This window comes from Rathayibacter tritici (assembly GCF_002932875.1).
Taxonomy (GTDB): Bacteria; Actinomycetota; Actinomycetes; order Actinomycetales; family Microbacteriaceae; genus Rathayibacter; species Rathayibacter tritici.
In genome coordinates this window covers 29,040-44,651 of sequence record NZ_PSWS01000080.1, presented here as the reverse complement: position 1 = coordinate 44,651, position 15,612 = coordinate 29,040, and the positions used below count along the sequence as shown (strand labels likewise).

The window sequence follows — 15,612 nt, the reverse complement described above, 5'->3', positions numbered from 1 at the left end:
ATCAAATGATCATAGTCGTGCCGAGTGCCGAACCACGTCCGCGCGACCATCTCGGACACCACCAGCGGCCCGCTCGTCGTCACCAGGTCACCGCGCGCATCTCCATCACTTCGGCAGAAGGAATCTGAGGGCAAGGAAACGCGAACACGAGCGCGAGGATCCCGAGCACGGTCACACCGAGCACGATCCGACGGCCCCACCGGCGGCGGAGCGCTGCTCGCGGTCGGCGAGTCACCGGGCCTCCCGCGAGCCGGAGGCGGAAACGTGCCGCCGCATCGGAGGAACCTGAGGGCAACCGGCCACGGATCCCCAAACGGGATGTGATTACTACAGCGGATTCCGGTCGTCTGATTGTGAAAACAGTGTCCGCCGCTCATTCACATCGTCGGGCATCAGGGATCGCACGATGGCCGGACCGATCCAGCGGCAGAAGAGCACAAGCCAGATGATGGTGGGAGCGAATCTCCACGGGGATGGCTCGATGAGCCGCACCGATACCCACACTACGGCTGCGATGCCCGTCAGCAAACATCCGAGCATGATGCAGAGATACCCGACACTCTCGCCCGCCGTCATGGGCCACGGGAGCCGCAGCTCGTAGTCGGGGCCCCTCGATGTCAGCACGCGATCCCGCAACCGTCTCCCGCGCACATTCACCATGTCCTGATCCTCTCCCAAACCGCTGACGCCGAGTCGTGGGGGCCGCTCATGCGGCGTGCTTTTCGATGAGGTCGGGGCGGAACCCGGACCAGTGGTCCTGGTCGCTTGCGACGACCACGGGGGCGGCGGAGTAGCCCAGCTCCTCCGTGACATACGCGAGCGCTGCCGGGTTCGTGGTGATGTCCACCACGGTGTACTCGATGGCCTTCTTCTCGAGCACCCGGTAGGTCATGGTGCACTGCACGCACGAGGGCTTGCGCCAGTCGGTGAGCATCAGTTGTCCTCCGTGTCCAGCAAGAACCTGCTATCTATATGAATGCATCTCGGTATCACTATGAATGCTCCTGGCCGGCCCCGCGCTCAGCGATCGCTCTCATGCTCGGCCCGGATGGCTTCAAGTCCACGTTGTAGCGCCCGGAGTGCGGTCTTGTGCTGGCTGCGATCCTCGAGGGCTGCCACCTCGGCCAGCTCCTTCGCCAGGGCGGGATCGGGCCAGCGAACGAGGAGCGTTCGACCAACGCCGCTCGGCCACTCCCCCGCAGTACCAGTGGACGATTTCGCAACGCCGGATGTTTTCGCGGCCGGCTCTGCGACCTCCTGTGTCGTGCTGGCCGGCGATGCCGGCAGCAGTGCGGGGGTTGACGGGGCATCGGCCGCATCACCGAACCTGTCGATGGCGGCGAGATCAGTCGCGGGGCGCTTCCGGATTCCCATTACGCCACCAGCTCCGCGGCGAGTTCCTGAATTTCGGCCTTCGCCTTGACGTTGCTCCACTCGACGACTCCGAGCCCCTCCCCCACCACGTCGCGGTATGCCTTCCGCTCGTGAATCACAGTCTCGAGGGGACGGATGCGCGGATACTCGGCCAGGTACTCCCCGGCGTCCGTGCGTTCTGTCACCGCCGGGTTCGACGGGGCTTGGGCGATGAGTCCGCGCACATCGAGGTCTGGATTGAAGTCGAGAGCCTGTTCGATGACTTCGGTCATGTGACCGAGGGTGTCGAGGTCGAGCTGGCTGGGCCGAACGACCACGACGAGTTTGTCTGCGGCAGTCATTCCGGTGCGCATCTCCTTGCTGTCCTTACCTGCAACATCGACCATCACCACGTCGTACCGAGTCGCGAGGTCCTGCAGCGTCTGATGGATGCCTCCGAGTTTCTCCACGCACGCGATCGCTGGTTGATGCCCATACTCCTCGCGGTCAGCGTGCCATCTGGCAGCTGAGCGCTGCGGGTCCGCGTCAACGAGGCAAACATCTTTGCCTTGACGGGCGTACTCCGTGGCGAGGTTGACCGCGATGGTCGTCTTGCCAGGACCGCCCTTCTGGCTGCCAATCAGGATGATCATGAGTCGTACCACTTTCAATTTGGATGCAAGATGCATGCAGGATGCATCCGGCCGCTGCCACGGATGCAACCTGGTTGCAATGTAATATCACTATGCCATCATTGCATTTCGATAGCAAGATGCATTCATACTGCGTTCAGATGTCAAAGTGCATTCACTTTGAATCCTGGCGCCCTGGCGGCGGGGAGACGCGTTGAGCACCCATGTCGAGCGCCGTGCGCTCGACATGAAGCGAGGGCGGCTAGGCGAGGTATTTCCATCGGGCGTCGGGGTCGAGGGCGCCGTCGGCAACGAGTTGGCGGGCGGTGCGCCAGTGGGCGAGGCCGTCTCGGCGGGGGTAGCGGGGCCAGGTGCGCTGTGGGGGAGTGGCATCGGTGAACAGGGGCCGGGCGGTTGCATGGGGACGTCGGGGGCGCATCCGGGGGATGGAGTGCATGACGGCGAGTTCGGCTTGCCACCATTGCCAGACCTGACGTTCGACGTCGTAACGGTCTGCGCGGTCGGCGAGGTACCCGTCGATGCCGCGGGATCGCGCTGCGCGATCGCGGCCGTCGCGGCGGGATCGCGCCCATCCGTCGGCGTGCTTGACGATCAGGCGGGCGGTGCGGAGTCGAGAGAGCACGGTGACGGCGTGACGGACGGTGACACCGAGGATCTTCGCGAGTGTGGACGGCGTGACGGAGTCGTGGTGGCGTAACTCTGCCCAGGTTCGGCCCGCGAGGTGTCCGAGGCCAGCGCGGGTGAAGAGATCGTGCCGAGCATCGGTCAGCGCGGTGGTGAACTGCGCCACGAGGATCGCGCGCTGGTTGAAGAGATCGGGGGGGCGGGGGTTGTTAATAGGTTGTGTCCGGAGTGTGCCGGGGACTGTGGAAAAATGGAGGGGATCTGTTTTTGTTCGAACAGTCAGGGCCCACCGGGCGGCGTGAGCACCCTCGTCGGGGGCCACGCGGGCGATGTGGCCGGCGGCCGCGAGACGGCGCAGTGCGGCGGCAGCGGTCTGGCGGCCGAGGCCGGTGATGAGGGCGAGATCTCGTACCGCGGCCGCGACGACGCGCTTGCCGGTGTGCAGGGTCAGGTAGGCGAGCGCAATGAGGACGGTGCGGTCACTGACGGCCGACTCGGACGCACCCCATCGGCCGGGGTGGCGCTGCAGGAGCAGCTGCAACGTGGCGGCGTCCTCAACCAGGCGCTCGAGGTCGCTGAGGTCCTCCGGGTCGCGCTCGCGCGGGAGAGGGCTCTGGACGGCGGTGTAGGCCAGGGCTTTCGCCCACTGTCGCTCCAGGCGAGCGCGCGCCTCGTCTTCGGGCCGGCGGACGCGGGTGCCGCGACCGGTGTTCTTGGTCCGGTAGTGCTCCATGCCCGGGGCGGTGCGCGCGGCGTACTCGACGTCGGCGAACGACCAACCGGCGGCGGCCGCGGACATCAGGCACAAGAACGCCGTCCACGACGGATTCGACCCACCGTTTACGGTGGCCATGTGCGCGGCGCCCGCCGCGGAAAGCGCACGGTGAGCGCGGTGATCGGCGACGGTGAGATCCGGGGAGACGCTCTCATGGGGTCGCAGCGAGGGCCGTCGGGCGTCCAGGACGTCGGCAAGCTCGGCCAAGACCGACGGGGGAGTGGTCGCGGCCAGCAACTCGTCGATCTCGCCACGGAGGATCCTCGAGGCGCTGCCGTCGCGGTGGGGCGACAACGGCGGCCGAGCGCATCCGGTCGCAGGGTTGCAGAGCATCCCGTGATCCAACGTGCCAAAGTTCGCCCGCGCCGCTCGCGCCAACCGCTTCACGAGATCCGCGTCGACTCCCGCGCGCACGTTCACCCAGATGTGACGGCCACCGCCGCCAGAGGACTCGCACACCAGGTGCGAGACGGCGACGTCAGACAGAAGGTTCGACAGGACGTCGCAGTCGTCCTGCGCCTGCTCCATCAGGTCCGGGAGGGCGTGACCGGCTGAGTCCTTGCCGTCGAAGTCGAAGCACAGCACCCGGTACCGGCCGTCAGCGGATGCGAGATGCATCGCCCACGGCGCATCCGGGGCGCGCGGCCCGACCGCCCGGATCAGCGGATACGCGTTCTCCGTGAACGTCCCGTACGCATCGCGTGCCATCACCCGCACCGTCGGCCGAGGACTCAACGCACGCGTCAACGCCCACGCACCCTCACCGGACCTCGATGAGACACCGAGGCGCGCCGACACATCCGCCGTTGAATCTACCGGCGCGTCGTGTATTCTTTCGGGCATAGAGAAGCCTCCCGTGAGGGCTGGTGACTTGGATTAGCTCGAACCCCGTGGTTTGGTCGCCTGGTGGGGTTTGAGCTACGAAACTTGGTGGGGCCCGCTTCGGCGGGCCTCCTTCGTTTAAGCGGCGGTGCTGATCGGCAACTCCTCCTGGTGAGCAGTCGAGCCATGCCGCGGCTGCGGCGTGGAAGTCTTCATGACGCGAGCGACCTCAGCGTCGACGTCGGCCTGCTGCAGACCCAGATCCGCCATCAGCTGAGCCAACGCGTCGGGAGAAAAGGAGTCCAGACCGTAGGATTCCTTCACGATGCGCAAGAGGTGATCAGCGACCGTCAAGCCCTGCTGAGCAGCGTCAAGGCGCAGAATCGCACCGAACACGACCGGCGGAAGGACCGCATGCCGGTCGCGGTCGCCCTTGCTCTTCCTACCACGGGGGTCGCGTCCCTGAGTCCGATCCATGAGACTCATTAACACCACGCTTTTCATGTCAAGGAATGCAGGTTGACGGCGTGTCGAAGAACCCGCAACGGAAGACGGGGCACGCAACGTGGCCATGAGGCCTTCTGACGTTCAGCAAATCCCAGTTCTCGTCGACAAGTTCGCGGACCCGACCGCGGCCACCGCCGCCAGAGGATTCGCACACCAGGTGCGAGTTTGGACGGGCGTGTCGTCTGCAAACATGTGGGCCATGATACCGCTAGACGGGTACATACTCACAGCCCGATGGAGGCTCGTGCCTCATATAAGGCCACCTCAGCCGCACAACGATCCCCGACAATTTGGCCGCTGACCTCACGAATTAGCCCCAGATCACTGAGGTTGCGGATACTCTCGGCGCACTGGGCGTGAGAGAGAGTAAAGCGCATTCTCAGGTCCCGCACAGTTGACGGCGACGCGAGCACGCACTTGAGCACGATAAGATCCAAAGCCCGGATGCGTCCGACGAACGGACCGCCTGTCGTCGGAGCAACATTTTCGAGTACAAGATGTTCTGGCATCTCGGCTACCTTCGAACGGGTCGACAATAGTCGACCGGTGGCACCACGACCGCCACAGGCGGCTGGGTATTGGCCACAGGAGTCCCGCTAGTGTAGTGTCCAGACGACATGGATACCAAGCACAAATCGGCGCTCATCGTGGGCGGAAGCAAAGGGATCGGCTCCGCGGTCGTGCGCAGATTCCTAGCCGATGGGTGGCTTGTCGCAGCTACCCATCGGGGGAGCGGGGTGCCCCAGGGGGCGCTCGGCATCGAGGCAGACATCACCGATCGGGAGTCTATACAACGCGCGGTGGCCGCCACGCTTGAGGCGCACGGGGGAATCGACACTCTTGTCGTATCCTCGGGCATTACGAGGGACGGTCTCCTGCTGCGCCTCTCGGAGGATGATATCCGCGCGGTTGTGGAAACCAACCTGCTCGGCCCCATCTTCGCAACCCAGCTAGCGCTTAAGGGAATGTTGCGCGCGAAGCGCGGATCGATTGTCCTTATCTCTTCGACATCAGCGCGCGTCGGAGTCGTGGGCCAAACCAACTACACCGCGGCAAAGGCGGGTCTCGAAGGCTTCGCGCGATCCTTTGCGCGGGAATACGCGAGTCGTGGTATCCGCATGAACGTCGTCGCGCCCGGAGCCACGGACACCGACATGATGAATGCGGTACCGACGCCAGAACGCGAAGCGATGGTGGCGCAGATTCCCGCTGCACGTCTCGGCACACCGGACGAGATTGCCGATGTAGTATTCTGGGTGTCGCAGTCAACATATATGTCCGGGGCGACAGTGAATGCCGCCGGGGGAGCATGATGGTCGCGCAAGCCACCAACAAGTGGATCCTTGTCGATGCTGACGGAAAGCTGATTCTCGCCGGGAATGCAGAGTTCACGGGAGTGAGCCCCTCCCGGCACCTGCAACACTCGGTTTCCCGTGCGCTTGTGGGGTCGATGAAGCAGGCGATGAGCTCTTCTGTGGGCCACAACCAGGAGCGGGCGAAGTACGTTGATATCGATGGCGAACAACTGGTGGCGAAAATCGTCGTTATCCGCGCGCCGTACACGAACAAGGCTGTTGCGGCCATCGGAATCCTGCGTCATCCCGATGAGCCCGAACCGCTCCGGCCGCTCGTCGGCGCGTGGGAATGGTGCCCAGTAGGAGATTCCTCGCGGACATGGATAGCGTATTGGACTCCCGAGATGTTTGACATCTACAGGGTATCTCCAACGAGCAGGGAGGCAGTAGATGGGAGGTGGTCAGCGCCCCAATGGTTGATGGACGTGGTAGCAGATGCCGATCGTCTCCGGATGCAGCATCTCATCTCAGCCGGAATTGACTCTCCGGAGCTGGCCAACAACCTGCACTACCGTGTACTACTCGGTTACGGGCAGCCATCCCGGGAAGAAGCTCTACTGAGGCTCTACGGACGCGCTCACATTGACGAAGCGACGACGCGGCTCCGCGGGATAACGCACCTTTCGAATTCCACCTCCCGCGATATTGGCGCGGGTATCCCCTCCTACGACACTGGTCCACACTTCTCCGCCGCAATGAGAGCGGCCAATTCAGTTGCAATCTGTGGTATCGATGCCGACACAGACCTCTGCTTCTACCTGTCGCCGGGGTACGACCAGCTGGAAGCGGCACGTCCCCCGCACGGAGACTTCTACGCGGTGATCCACCCGGAGGACGAGCGTGCGGTGAGAAACCTCGTTGCCGCACGGCAGCGCAACGATGAAGACGGTCCCAGCAGCATCGATGCTCGGGTTCGCAGCGGGTCCGGCGAGTACATCGATGTCGCCGTCGCCGCTAGTAGCGTCACCGGTGAGAATTGTTCGGCGCGCTACGTCTACGTGCACCTCCGTCCAACGCTGTCATAATTCGGATCGCTCCGTTCTTACGACTGCTCCAGGAGCCAACTTGAGAACTCATCGAAAATCTGCTTGAGTTTCGCCCGATCCACTGAGTAGTTAACCGACCGACCGCGCCGGCGACCCTTCGCGAGGTCCGCTGATATCGCCCCATCCTCTTCGAGCGCCTGCAACCGTCGCGAAACTGTCGTCGCGCTCGGAGGGGTGACGCCTTGCGCGGCTGCAAGGTCGGCGAGGTTGTCCTGGATGTCGCCGTAGTTCCCAGACGGTACGCCAGCGAGATACTTCAGGATCGCCACGTTTGTGGGGTTCGCCAGGATGCTATGTGGCACTCGTACTCCTTCAGGGAGATGGAGGTCTGCTGGGTGCTTTGGCATGAGAGCCATCATCGCGCATGCGCACCGGTCGACCCCCGTGGAGACTGCTTGGCGCGCTGACTCCGCGCCAGGAGACTCGGTAATGATAGCTCTGGCTGTTGTTTCGATACCGCACAGCAGTTGCATGACCACGCTGTATGGGCTCATAATGTGTCTTGGTGATGGGAGGCTCCTCTCCCGCCTACGAGAGATGAGAGCTGTCTGAGTCATCGTGGTGGTGCGGTTCTGTTTGCTCGTGTGGGCGGGTTGGGGTCTCCGGGTGCTGCGCCGTCCGCCGCGGTCATGGCAGGAGGCTGCTCGTTCGAGACGCGATCCTCGGCTATGCCGCGGTGCTCGTCACGGTCGGCGTGTGGATGCTCGCGCAGGCGATGACGCTCTCGGGCGTAGCCGCGGGCCGGTCGGTGGGGCGCAGCGCGGCGATGCTCGCGGGATCCCTGCCTGCCCTGTTCCCCGCGATCCTCATCACCGCCACGGCAGTCGCCCTGCTTCGCGTCGCGCTCGTGAGCGCCGCCGGTCGAGCCGCTCGCGTCGAGCGTGGGGACGACCAGTGATCACCGAGCCGGGTGAGCTGAACGTCCCCAGATCGTCGGACGGCGTCGGTCGCGCCCACTTGGTGCAGCCGTCCAGCGATCGGGTAGGGCGGGTGCTCGGTGCGGTCGCGGGTGCGTGGCCCTACGTTCTCGCGTTGGCCGGCGAAGCGCTGCTCCTGCGCCAGGGCGATGATCCGCAGAACTGGCTCGTCGCCGCGACGCCCGTAAGCGCCGCGCCACCGCGGCCGCAGACACGACCAGCGACACCCAGCAGTAACCCTCCCGCTCTGTCGCGCCCGGAGGGCGTGCGGGTGGATGCCGTACCCGAGACGGCATCCACCCGCAGGGCCCCCGGACCCAGCACCTCTGAAAGAGGTCATGACGCACACCCCCGCACCCCTCGCGCCGCACCGTCCCGAGCACTCGCGGCATCCCGCGGCGGGTCCGTGTCGTCCATCGCGCAGCACGCCCGATCGACCCCGATCAAGGAGAGACCATGAGCGGCACCACATCCACCACCCCTACGGGCTCACCGGAGCTGAACGTTCTGCGGAGGAACACCGTGGCACCCGGCACCAGCGGCGTGCGGCCGCGGCAACAGCGCGCGATCGAGACGCGCGAGCGGCTCCTCCGGGCGGCGACGGTGGTCATGGCGGAGGTCGGCCGGGACCGACTCACGATCTGCGAGGTCGTGAAGCGCGCGAGAGTGGCAGCCGGAACGTTCTACCGCTACTTCCCCGACCGAGCCGTCCTGATCGAGGCCGTCCTGGCTCGTGACCCGGTCCATCAAGCTCAGCTCGAGATCCTCAACGAAGCCGTGCTCATAGCGACGACCGTCGGCACCGACGGGTGCTCGGCGGCGCTCACAGCAGCAGCGAGACGGCTCGTACAAGCCGTCGCCGACAAGGCCCCCGCTCTCGAGCCGGCGCGACTCCGCGCGGCGGCTCCCTAGACCGGGCGTGGCGCTGACCCGCCGAGACGGGTGAACGCCGCGAGAAGACCTTCGATCGGTCTTCCGGATGGGGGGACGCCTGACCTCGTCCCCTCATCCGCCCACCACCTCTCCTCCTTAGGAAGAAGAAGCCAATGACAACAGTCACTCCGAGCCCCTTTCGCGGTGCCGGCCGTGCTTGGTGCGGGAGCCCTGTGGCTGCTCCTGCAGGACGTCGCGGGTGCACCGGTGGCCGGAGGGGACCCGTTCGGATTCCTCGCCAGGGTCGGGGGCAGCGCGTTCCCGTGGGTTTTCCCGGTGCTGCTCACGGGCGCCACGGCCGTGAGCGTCGTACAGCTGCTCGCCGCGCGGTACGGGATCCGGCGGAGTGACCGATGACGGGTTCGGCACGCGTGGTGGATCGTGCTCGCCCGTCGTGTGCTCGAGCACGCCGTCCTTCAGCCCAGCCGCACCGCCTCGTGGCGGTAGCGGCTCACCGACTGGGCGCGGGGACCGGCTCGGTATCAGCCGATCACCCGCGAGAAGACCCCCAGTGGTCTTCCGGGTGGGGCGGGATCTTGACCTATCCCGCTCCACTCGACCCTCCACTCGTGAAAGGAACAGTGCCGATGAGCAGCTCCACACCACCCTTACTGCGCGGGATTGTCGCAGGCGCGATGATCGCCGCAGTTCTGAGCGGCTGCACGCCGACCGGTGTCACCGACAGTGCCACGGAGAGCAGCTCGCCCGACACTCCGACCAGCTCCCCCCGCATCCCGAGTGGCACGCCTGCAGCGACGGTGACGGTCCCCGCCAGCCCCACGCCGACGGCGGGCGCGGATTCCGGTCCCCATGATGCGGAGGTGACGGCGGAGCCGTCGGCGGAAGAGGCGGCGTTGAGCGTCGCGGCCGCCGCGGTGGCCGCGTACTGCCGGCATGATCTCGCGAAAGCGCAGTGGCTGGCGGGGCTGTACCCGTACCTGACGCAGCAGGCGGCGATCGCGTACGAGACCGTGGATCCGAGCGTGGTGCCGTGCTCGAGCGTCACCGGGGAGGCGCATCTGCGTGACGGTGACGGCGCGTACACGATGCGGGTCCTGGTGCCCACGGATGCAGGGGAGTACGAGGCGTACGTGCACCGCGAGTCCGCGGCGAAGCCGTGGCTGGTCGATCGTTTCACGCCGCCGACGGGCTGATGAAGCAGCACGGAGTCCTGGGCGTGCTCGCGCTGGCGATGGTGCCGGTGGCGCTGTTCGCGGTGATCGTCGTCGTCGTGGTGTTCGGCGGGGGCGCGACGTCCGCGAGCGCGTGCACGCCCTCGGCCGGTGTGGTGGACACGGCGGCGATCTCCGCGGACGCGAACGTGGCCGGCTTCGGGCACGACCAGCTGGTGAACGCGGGCCTGATCGCGAACGCCGCGGCCTCGATGGGGCTCACCGGCGCCGGGCAGACGTTGGGGGTGCAGGCCGCGATCGGGGAGTCGTCGCTGGTGAACATCGCCTCCGGTGATGGCGCGATAAACCCGGACGGATCGATCGCGGACAGCATCGGCCTGTTCCAGCAGCAGTCCTCCTGGGGAACCGTGGCGCAGCGGATGGACCCGACCACCTCGGCCACGCTCTTCTTCCAACGCCTGGTCACGGTCACCGGCTGGGAGGCACTGGAGCCCTCGATCGCGATCAACAAGGTGCAGATCAACGCCGACCCGTACCACTACACGAAGTACCGCGACGCCGCCTCCCAAATCATCGCCTCCTTCACCACCCTCGCCACCGGCACCCCCTCGACCTCGACCCCGTCGACATCAACCGCCCTCCCGGCGGCGGGCGGTTGCACGGTCAGCGGTGACGCGGTCGCGCTCGCGCAGGGCCTGGTGTCCGCGATGGACGCCGGGACGTTGACACTGCTCGAGGCCCGGTACGCGGACCAGATCCGTGGCGTCGCGGCCGGCACCGCGACAGCGCAGTGCGGCCTGGATGTGCGCACGCTCCAGCTGATCACCCTCGCGATCACCCAGTTCGGCACCGTCGGCATCTCCGACCTGAACCGGCAATGCACCGGCTCCCTCGCGGGCGCCGGTACCGGCTCGTCGCACTGGATCAACGGAGGCGGGGAAGCGGTCGACTTCTACAGCCTCGCCGGCGCTGCCCTCACCGGCGGCGATCCGGCGTCGATGCAGCTGCTCACCCGGCTGTCGCAGATCGCGCCGGACGGCACCCGCGCCGGCCAGGTCGAATGCCGTACCGCCGTGACGCTGCCGCACGTGACCCAGTTCGAGGACACCTGCAACCACCTCCACATCGACTTCGCCTACACCGACGGCCCGCTCACCCTCGGCTGAACAGACAGGACCCCCCATTACAGGCATCCCCCGTCCGACCCCGTCGGTCAGCGTCGACACGGCAGCGCAATCGGTCTCTGCGGTGGTGGACGCGCGCGATAGTCGACGCCTACCGGCGCGCGGTCGACGCCGTCCCCTACCCGGCCAGCTGACACGGCACATGATCTCCGGCACGCGTCCGCGTGGCCGGGCCACTGAGAAGAAAGCGAATCACCGATGAGCACTGGAATTCTCGCTCTGGACATCGCGCACACGGCGCTCACCACAGCCACGGCCGTCGCTGGGGTCCTCCCGGCCGACTTCCCGCAGCCCGGAGGAGGCGAGGCCCCTCCCGGGTCGATCGGGTCCTTGATCGTGCAGGTCATGAACTGGGCGAAGTGGCTGTGCCTGGGCATGGTCGTGTTCGCGCTGATGTTCCTGGGGGCGAAGATGGCCATTGCCCGCCAGCGCGGCGACTCGATGGAGATCGGCGCGGGCCTGGGGTTCATCCTCGGCGGCGCGATCGTCATCGGATCGGCCGGCTTCCTCGTCGGCGCCTTGTCCTCCTGAGAGCGGCAGACGATGACGGACACCAGCTCGAACATGGGCGGCGGGAACACGAAGGGCAAGGGCCGGATCACGACGATCGCCGCGACGATCGGCGTCGTCGTGATCGCGGCTTGCGCCGTCATCGTCGCCCCGTCCCTCCTGAACCCCACCCCCGCCGCTCCGGCCGGCACGGCCAGCGCGGCGCCGACCGCGTCCGCGACGGCGATCGCGGACGCGGATCGCAGCATCTGTGGCCTGCCCGGTTTCGAGGAGTCCGGGACGCTGCACGAAGCGCCCACCCCGGCCTCCTGGTCGACGGTCGGCTTGACCGGCGCACCGGCCTTGGACACGGCAGGCCCCGGCGTAATCAGCGCAATCGGTCTGCGGTCCTGCTACGCGCACACCACGCAGGGCGCTGTGGTCGCGGCGATCAACATGTGGGCGATGGCCACCAGCTCGGAGCTGCTGCTGCCGATGGCGCAGCAGCTGATGACCGGTGAGGGGCAGGCGGAGATGGTCGCGCACTACGAAGCGACCCCGCCAGCCGCGAACGGGCGCCTGCAGATTCTCGGTTTCCAGGTGCTGTCCTACAGCGCGGAGCAGGCCGCGATCGATGTAGCCGCGAACCTCACTCTCGCGGACGGCAGTACCCGGATGATGTCGCTGCCGATGGCGTTGCGGTGGACGGACGGCGACTGGAAGCAGGTCATCGCCAAAGGACCGCAGTCGGTGTATCCGCCGGTGGCGCTGCAGTCGATGGGCGGCTACGTGCCGTGGGCGCAGGGGGACAACTGATGATCCGCATGGCGCAGGGCAGCGCCTGCCTCCCCCTGGATTTCGGGTGCATCGGCGGCACCGTCGTGTCACAGATCGCGTCCGACGCGTGGCAGCAGACCGCGAACAGCATCTACGAGTCCTACGGTCGCGCGATCGCGTCGCTGGGCACGTTCTGGGTGTACCTGCCCTCCCCGAACCTGGCCGGTGACAGCGCCGGCACCGCCACGACCCCACCGGGTGGGGAAGCGGTGACGACGCTGCTGCAGTACGCGATGTGGATCTGCGCGGGCCTGGCCGTGCTGGGGTTGATGGGTTTCGGCGCCTGGCTGGGCTGGCAGCGCAGCCACGGCGGCAACCCCGCGTCGGCACGGCTGGGATTCATCCTCGGCGGCACTATCTTGATCGGTAGCGCGGGCGCGCTGATCGCGGGCCTGCTGCCCACCGCATCCCCGGGGGGCGCGAGCGAGATCGTCGCGTTCCTGCAGGGCGGGCTCTGGTACTACACCGGCGGCCTGGCGATCCTCGCTGTGATCCTCGCCGGCGCCCGGATGGTGTGGGAGCAGAGGGGCGAACCGGCGAAGGAGCTGCTGGCGTCGCTGCTGCGCCTGATCGTCGTCGCCGGTGCCGGCGTCACCGTCATCAGCCTCGGCACCCAAGCCGCGGACCAGTTCAGCGTGTGGATCATCAACGCGTCTATGGACGGCTGCGACGTGGCCGCGCCCGTGGATGCCGCGAGTGGCGGATGCTTCGGGCAGAACATCGTCGCCCTGATCGGGCTGACCTCGGCCGCGGCCCCGATCGGCGCGATCGGGGTGGTCATCGCCTGCCTGCTCGCGATCATCCTGTCCCTGACTCAGATCGTGCTGATGGTGATCCGCGGCGGGATGCTCGTGCTCTGCGCGGGCCTGCTGCCCACGGCCGCGGCGATGTCGAACACCCCGATGGGGAAGCAGTGGTGGAACCGGCTGCTGGGCTGGACGATCGCGTTCATCCTCTACAAGCCCGCCGCCGCGTTCGTGTACGCCGCCGCGTTCAAGCTGATGAGCTCGAACGTCTGGCAGAAGGACGGCGGCGGGTTCGTGCAGATCATGACCGGCCTCGCTCTGATGCTGATGGCGCTGGTCGCGATGCCGGCTCTGCTGCGGTTCGTGACTCCGACCGCGATCGGATCCGGCAGCGGGGGAGCGGCCGGCGCGATGGCCCTCGCCGCCGGCGCCGGCGCCATCGCGGACGGCGCGATCCGCTCCCTGTCTCACAGCAGCACCACCAGCTCGAGCAGCAAGGCCCCGACCGGACCGGACGGGGCCGCGCCCGGCGCCGCGGTGAAAGCCGCCATGCCCGCGGCCACGTCAGGCAGCGCAGGCGCCGCAGCAGCGGGGCCGGTGGGTGCCGCGGTCGTGGTGGCCGGCGGAGCCGTGAGGGCGGGGACGGCGGCCGCGGGCGCGGCCCGTCACGCGGTCGATGAATCAGCTAACGGAGGCAACTAATGAGCGACGAGATCATCACGAACCGCACCTACGGGCATTGGCAGAAACCCAAGTCCGCCGGTTTCAAGGGCTTGGGGACGATCGGTGTGGCGGTGCTGTTTATCGGCTGCATCATCGTGATCATCACCATGATGACCGCCGGCCTGCTGCCGGCGGTCATCGTCGGCGTCTTCGTCGCCGCGCTGCTAGTGCTGATCGTCGTGAAGGACAGGCACGGGTCCTCGGTACTGGACCGGGCGCTGGTTCGTGGCGGGTGGGCGCTGGCACGCAACTCGAAAGCTCACCTGTACCGTTCCGGTGCCATCGGCCGCACCCCGCGCGGCACGAACCAGCTGCCCGGGATCCTCGCCCGCTCCCAGCTGCACGAGTTCACCGACTCCTGGGGACGCCCGTTCTCTCTGGTGCACCTGCCGCAGACCGGCCACGTCAGCGTGATCCTGAACGCGGAACCGGACGGCTCCGGTCTCACCGACCGCGACGTCGTCGACAACCAGGTCGCCCTGTTTGGGCAGTGGATGGCGTCGATGGCGGACGAGCCCGGGCTGGAGGCGTTCTCCATCACCGTCGAGACGGCGCCCGACACCGGCACCCGGCTGCAGAACGAGGTGGAGTGGGCCATCGACCCCCACGCGCCCGCGTTCGCGCTGCAGGTGCTCCGCGACGTCGCCGCGACCTACCCGGCCGGCTCCTCCCGGGTGCGGGTGATGCTGGCGTTGACGTTCACCCTCGGCCGCACGAAACGGCGCCGTTCCCTCGAGGAGATGGGGCGCACCCTCGCCTCCCGTCTGCCGTCCCTCACCGACCGGCTCGCCGGGACCGGCGCTGGCTCGGTGCGGCCCGTGACCGCGACCGAACTGTGCTCCTACGTGCGCACCGCCTACGACCCGGCGGTAGCGACCACCATCGACGAGATCGACGCGCGTACCGCGAGAGGCTTCGACGCCACCGACACCGACCCGATCGGCGCGCTCAGCTGGGACCACGTCGGCCCGACCGCGACCGAAGCGGGCTGGGGCCACTACCGACACGACTCGGCGATCTCGACGTCGTACGTGATGTCCGAACCGCCCCGAGGTGTCGTCCCCGACTCGATCCTCTCCGCACTGCTGACCCCGCACCCCGACATCGCCCGCAAACGAGTCACCCTGCTGTATCAGCCGATCGACCCGGCGCGGGCGGCGAGCATGGTGCAGAACGACCTCCGCTCGGCCCGGTTCAACTCGAACTCGGAACGGATGCGCAACGCCCGCTCCGACCACGCCTACGAAGCCGCGCAGCGCACCGCCGACGAGGAAGCCTCCGGAGCGGGCCTGGTCAACTTCGGCATGATCGTCACCTCCTCCGTCATGAACGCCGCCGACCTCAATGACGCTGACGCCGCGATCGCCACCCTCGGCGCACGCTCCCGGATCGCTCTGCGCCCCGCCTACGGCGCGCAAGACTCCGCGTTCGCCGCCGGTCTGCCGCTGGGAATCATCCCGTCCAAGCACGTCAAGGTGCCCACCGAACTGACCGTGAACCTGTAGGAGCAGCCCG

The 15,612-nt window shown here is 67.1% G+C and carries 18 protein-coding genes; 11 read left to right on the top strand and 7 right to left on the bottom strand.

The features are described from left to right. Positions 1-327: 327 nt before the first annotated feature. The 6 genes from C5D07_RS14995 to C5D07_RS14975 form a co-directional block, all read right to left on the bottom strand. Positions 328-660 carry a hypothetical protein gene (locus C5D07_RS14995; RefSeq protein ID WP_104259700.1) on the bottom strand — a complete coding sequence of 111 codons (333 nt, stop codon included), beginning with the start codon at positions 658-660 and terminating at the stop codon, positions 328-330. Positions 661-706: 46 nt separating this feature from the next. Beyond that, entirely contained in the window at positions 707-937 is a 231-nt protein-coding gene (gene nrdH / locus C5D07_RS14990) for a glutaredoxin-like protein NrdH (protein WP_104259699.1), read from the bottom strand. A gap of 83 nt (positions 938-1,020) precedes the next feature. Beyond that, entirely contained in the window at positions 1,021-1,374 is a 354-nt protein-coding gene (locus tag C5D07_RS15525; protein WP_146076733.1) for a hypothetical protein, read from the bottom strand. Beyond that, positions 1,374-2,006 (bottom strand): AAA family ATPase, encoded by a 633-nt coding sequence (locus C5D07_RS14985; RefSeq protein WP_104259698.1) that lies wholly within the window; start codon positions 2,004-2,006, stop codon positions 1,374-1,376. The genes C5D07_RS15525 and C5D07_RS14985 overlap by 1 nt, the downstream gene beginning before the upstream one ends. 241 nt (positions 2,007-2,247) lie before the next feature. After that, positions 2,248-4,113 carry a hypothetical protein gene (locus C5D07_RS14980; protein ID WP_249028253.1) on the bottom strand — a complete coding sequence of 622 codons (1,866 nt, stop codon included), beginning with the start codon at positions 4,111-4,113 and terminating at the stop codon, positions 2,248-2,250. Between the two features lie 252 nt (positions 4,114-4,365). After that, positions 4,366-4,800 (bottom strand): hypothetical protein, encoded by a 435-nt coding sequence (locus C5D07_RS14975; protein WP_146076732.1) that lies wholly within the window; start codon positions 4,798-4,800, stop codon positions 4,366-4,368. Between the two features lie 551 nt (positions 4,801-5,351). On the opposite strand from C5D07_RS14975, the gene C5D07_RS14970 reads away from it, so the two are divergent. Further along, positions 5,352-6,047, top strand: coding sequence for an SDR family NAD(P)-dependent oxidoreductase (locus C5D07_RS14970; protein ID WP_104259695.1), 696 nt, complete (start codon positions 5,352-5,354; stop codon positions 6,045-6,047). Further along, complete coding sequence (locus tag C5D07_RS15520) at positions 6,044-7,114, top strand: hypothetical protein (RefSeq protein WP_146076731.1); 1,071 nt, start codon at positions 6,044-6,046, stop codon at positions 7,112-7,114. Before C5D07_RS14970 ends, C5D07_RS15520 begins: the two co-directional genes overlap by 4 nt. Before the next feature lie 17 nt (positions 7,115-7,131). Here C5D07_RS15520 and C5D07_RS14965 read toward each other — a convergent pair whose 3' ends face one another. Beyond that, complete coding sequence (locus tag C5D07_RS14965; RefSeq protein WP_104259694.1) at positions 7,132-7,437, bottom strand: ArsR/SmtB family transcription factor; 306 nt, start codon at positions 7,435-7,437, stop codon at positions 7,132-7,134. 374 nt (positions 7,438-7,811) lie between these two features. Here C5D07_RS14965 and C5D07_RS14960 point away from each other — a divergent pair, with 374 nt between their 5' ends. The 9 genes from C5D07_RS14960 (at position 7,812) to C5D07_RS14920 (ending at position 15,602) form a co-directional block, all read left to right on the top strand. Beyond that, positions 7,812-8,033 (top strand): hypothetical protein, encoded by a 222-nt coding sequence (locus C5D07_RS14960; RefSeq protein WP_104259693.1) that lies wholly within the window; start codon positions 7,812-7,814, stop codon positions 8,031-8,033. A 475-nt stretch (positions 8,034-8,508) separates the two neighbouring features. Next, the gene (locus tag C5D07_RS14955; RefSeq protein ID WP_104259692.1) at positions 8,509-8,964 is read left to right on the top strand and encodes a TetR/AcrR family transcriptional regulator; all 456 of its coding nucleotides are present in this window, start codon (positions 8,509-8,511) and stop codon (positions 8,962-8,964) included. 165 nt (positions 8,965-9,129) lie between these two features. After that, entirely contained in the window at positions 9,130-9,342 is a 213-nt protein-coding gene (locus tag C5D07_RS14950; protein WP_104259691.1) for a hypothetical protein, read from the top strand. Positions 9,343-9,572: 230 nt separating this feature from the next. After that, entirely contained in the window at positions 9,573-10,139 is a 567-nt protein-coding gene (locus tag C5D07_RS14945; RefSeq protein WP_104259690.1) for a hypothetical protein, read from the top strand. Continuing rightward, positions 10,139-11,284 (top strand): hypothetical protein, encoded by a 1,146-nt coding sequence (locus C5D07_RS14940; protein ID WP_104259689.1) that lies wholly within the window; start codon positions 10,139-10,141, stop codon positions 11,282-11,284. The genes C5D07_RS14945 and C5D07_RS14940 overlap by 1 nt, the downstream gene beginning before the upstream one ends. Before the next feature lie 216 nt (positions 11,285-11,500). Then, a complete protein-coding gene (locus tag C5D07_RS14935) occupies positions 11,501-11,833 on the top strand; it encodes a hypothetical protein (RefSeq protein WP_104259688.1) in 333 nt (110 codons plus the stop codon). A 12-nt stretch (positions 11,834-11,845) separates the two neighbouring features. Next, a complete protein-coding gene (locus C5D07_RS14930) occupies positions 11,846-12,607 on the top strand; it encodes a DUF8175 domain-containg protein (protein ID WP_104259687.1) in 762 nt (253 codons plus the stop codon). Further along, positions 12,607-14,076 (top strand): TrbL/VirB6 family protein, encoded by a 1,470-nt coding sequence (locus C5D07_RS14925; protein WP_104259686.1) that lies wholly within the window; start codon positions 12,607-12,609, stop codon positions 14,074-14,076. Before C5D07_RS14930 ends, C5D07_RS14925 begins: the two co-directional genes overlap by 1 nt. Continuing rightward, positions 14,076-15,602 (top strand): SCO6880 family protein, encoded by a 1,527-nt coding sequence (locus C5D07_RS14920; RefSeq protein WP_104259685.1) that lies wholly within the window; start codon positions 14,076-14,078, stop codon positions 15,600-15,602. Before C5D07_RS14925 ends, C5D07_RS14920 begins: the two co-directional genes overlap by 1 nt. The last annotated feature ends 10 nt before the right edge of the window (positions 15,603-15,612 follow it).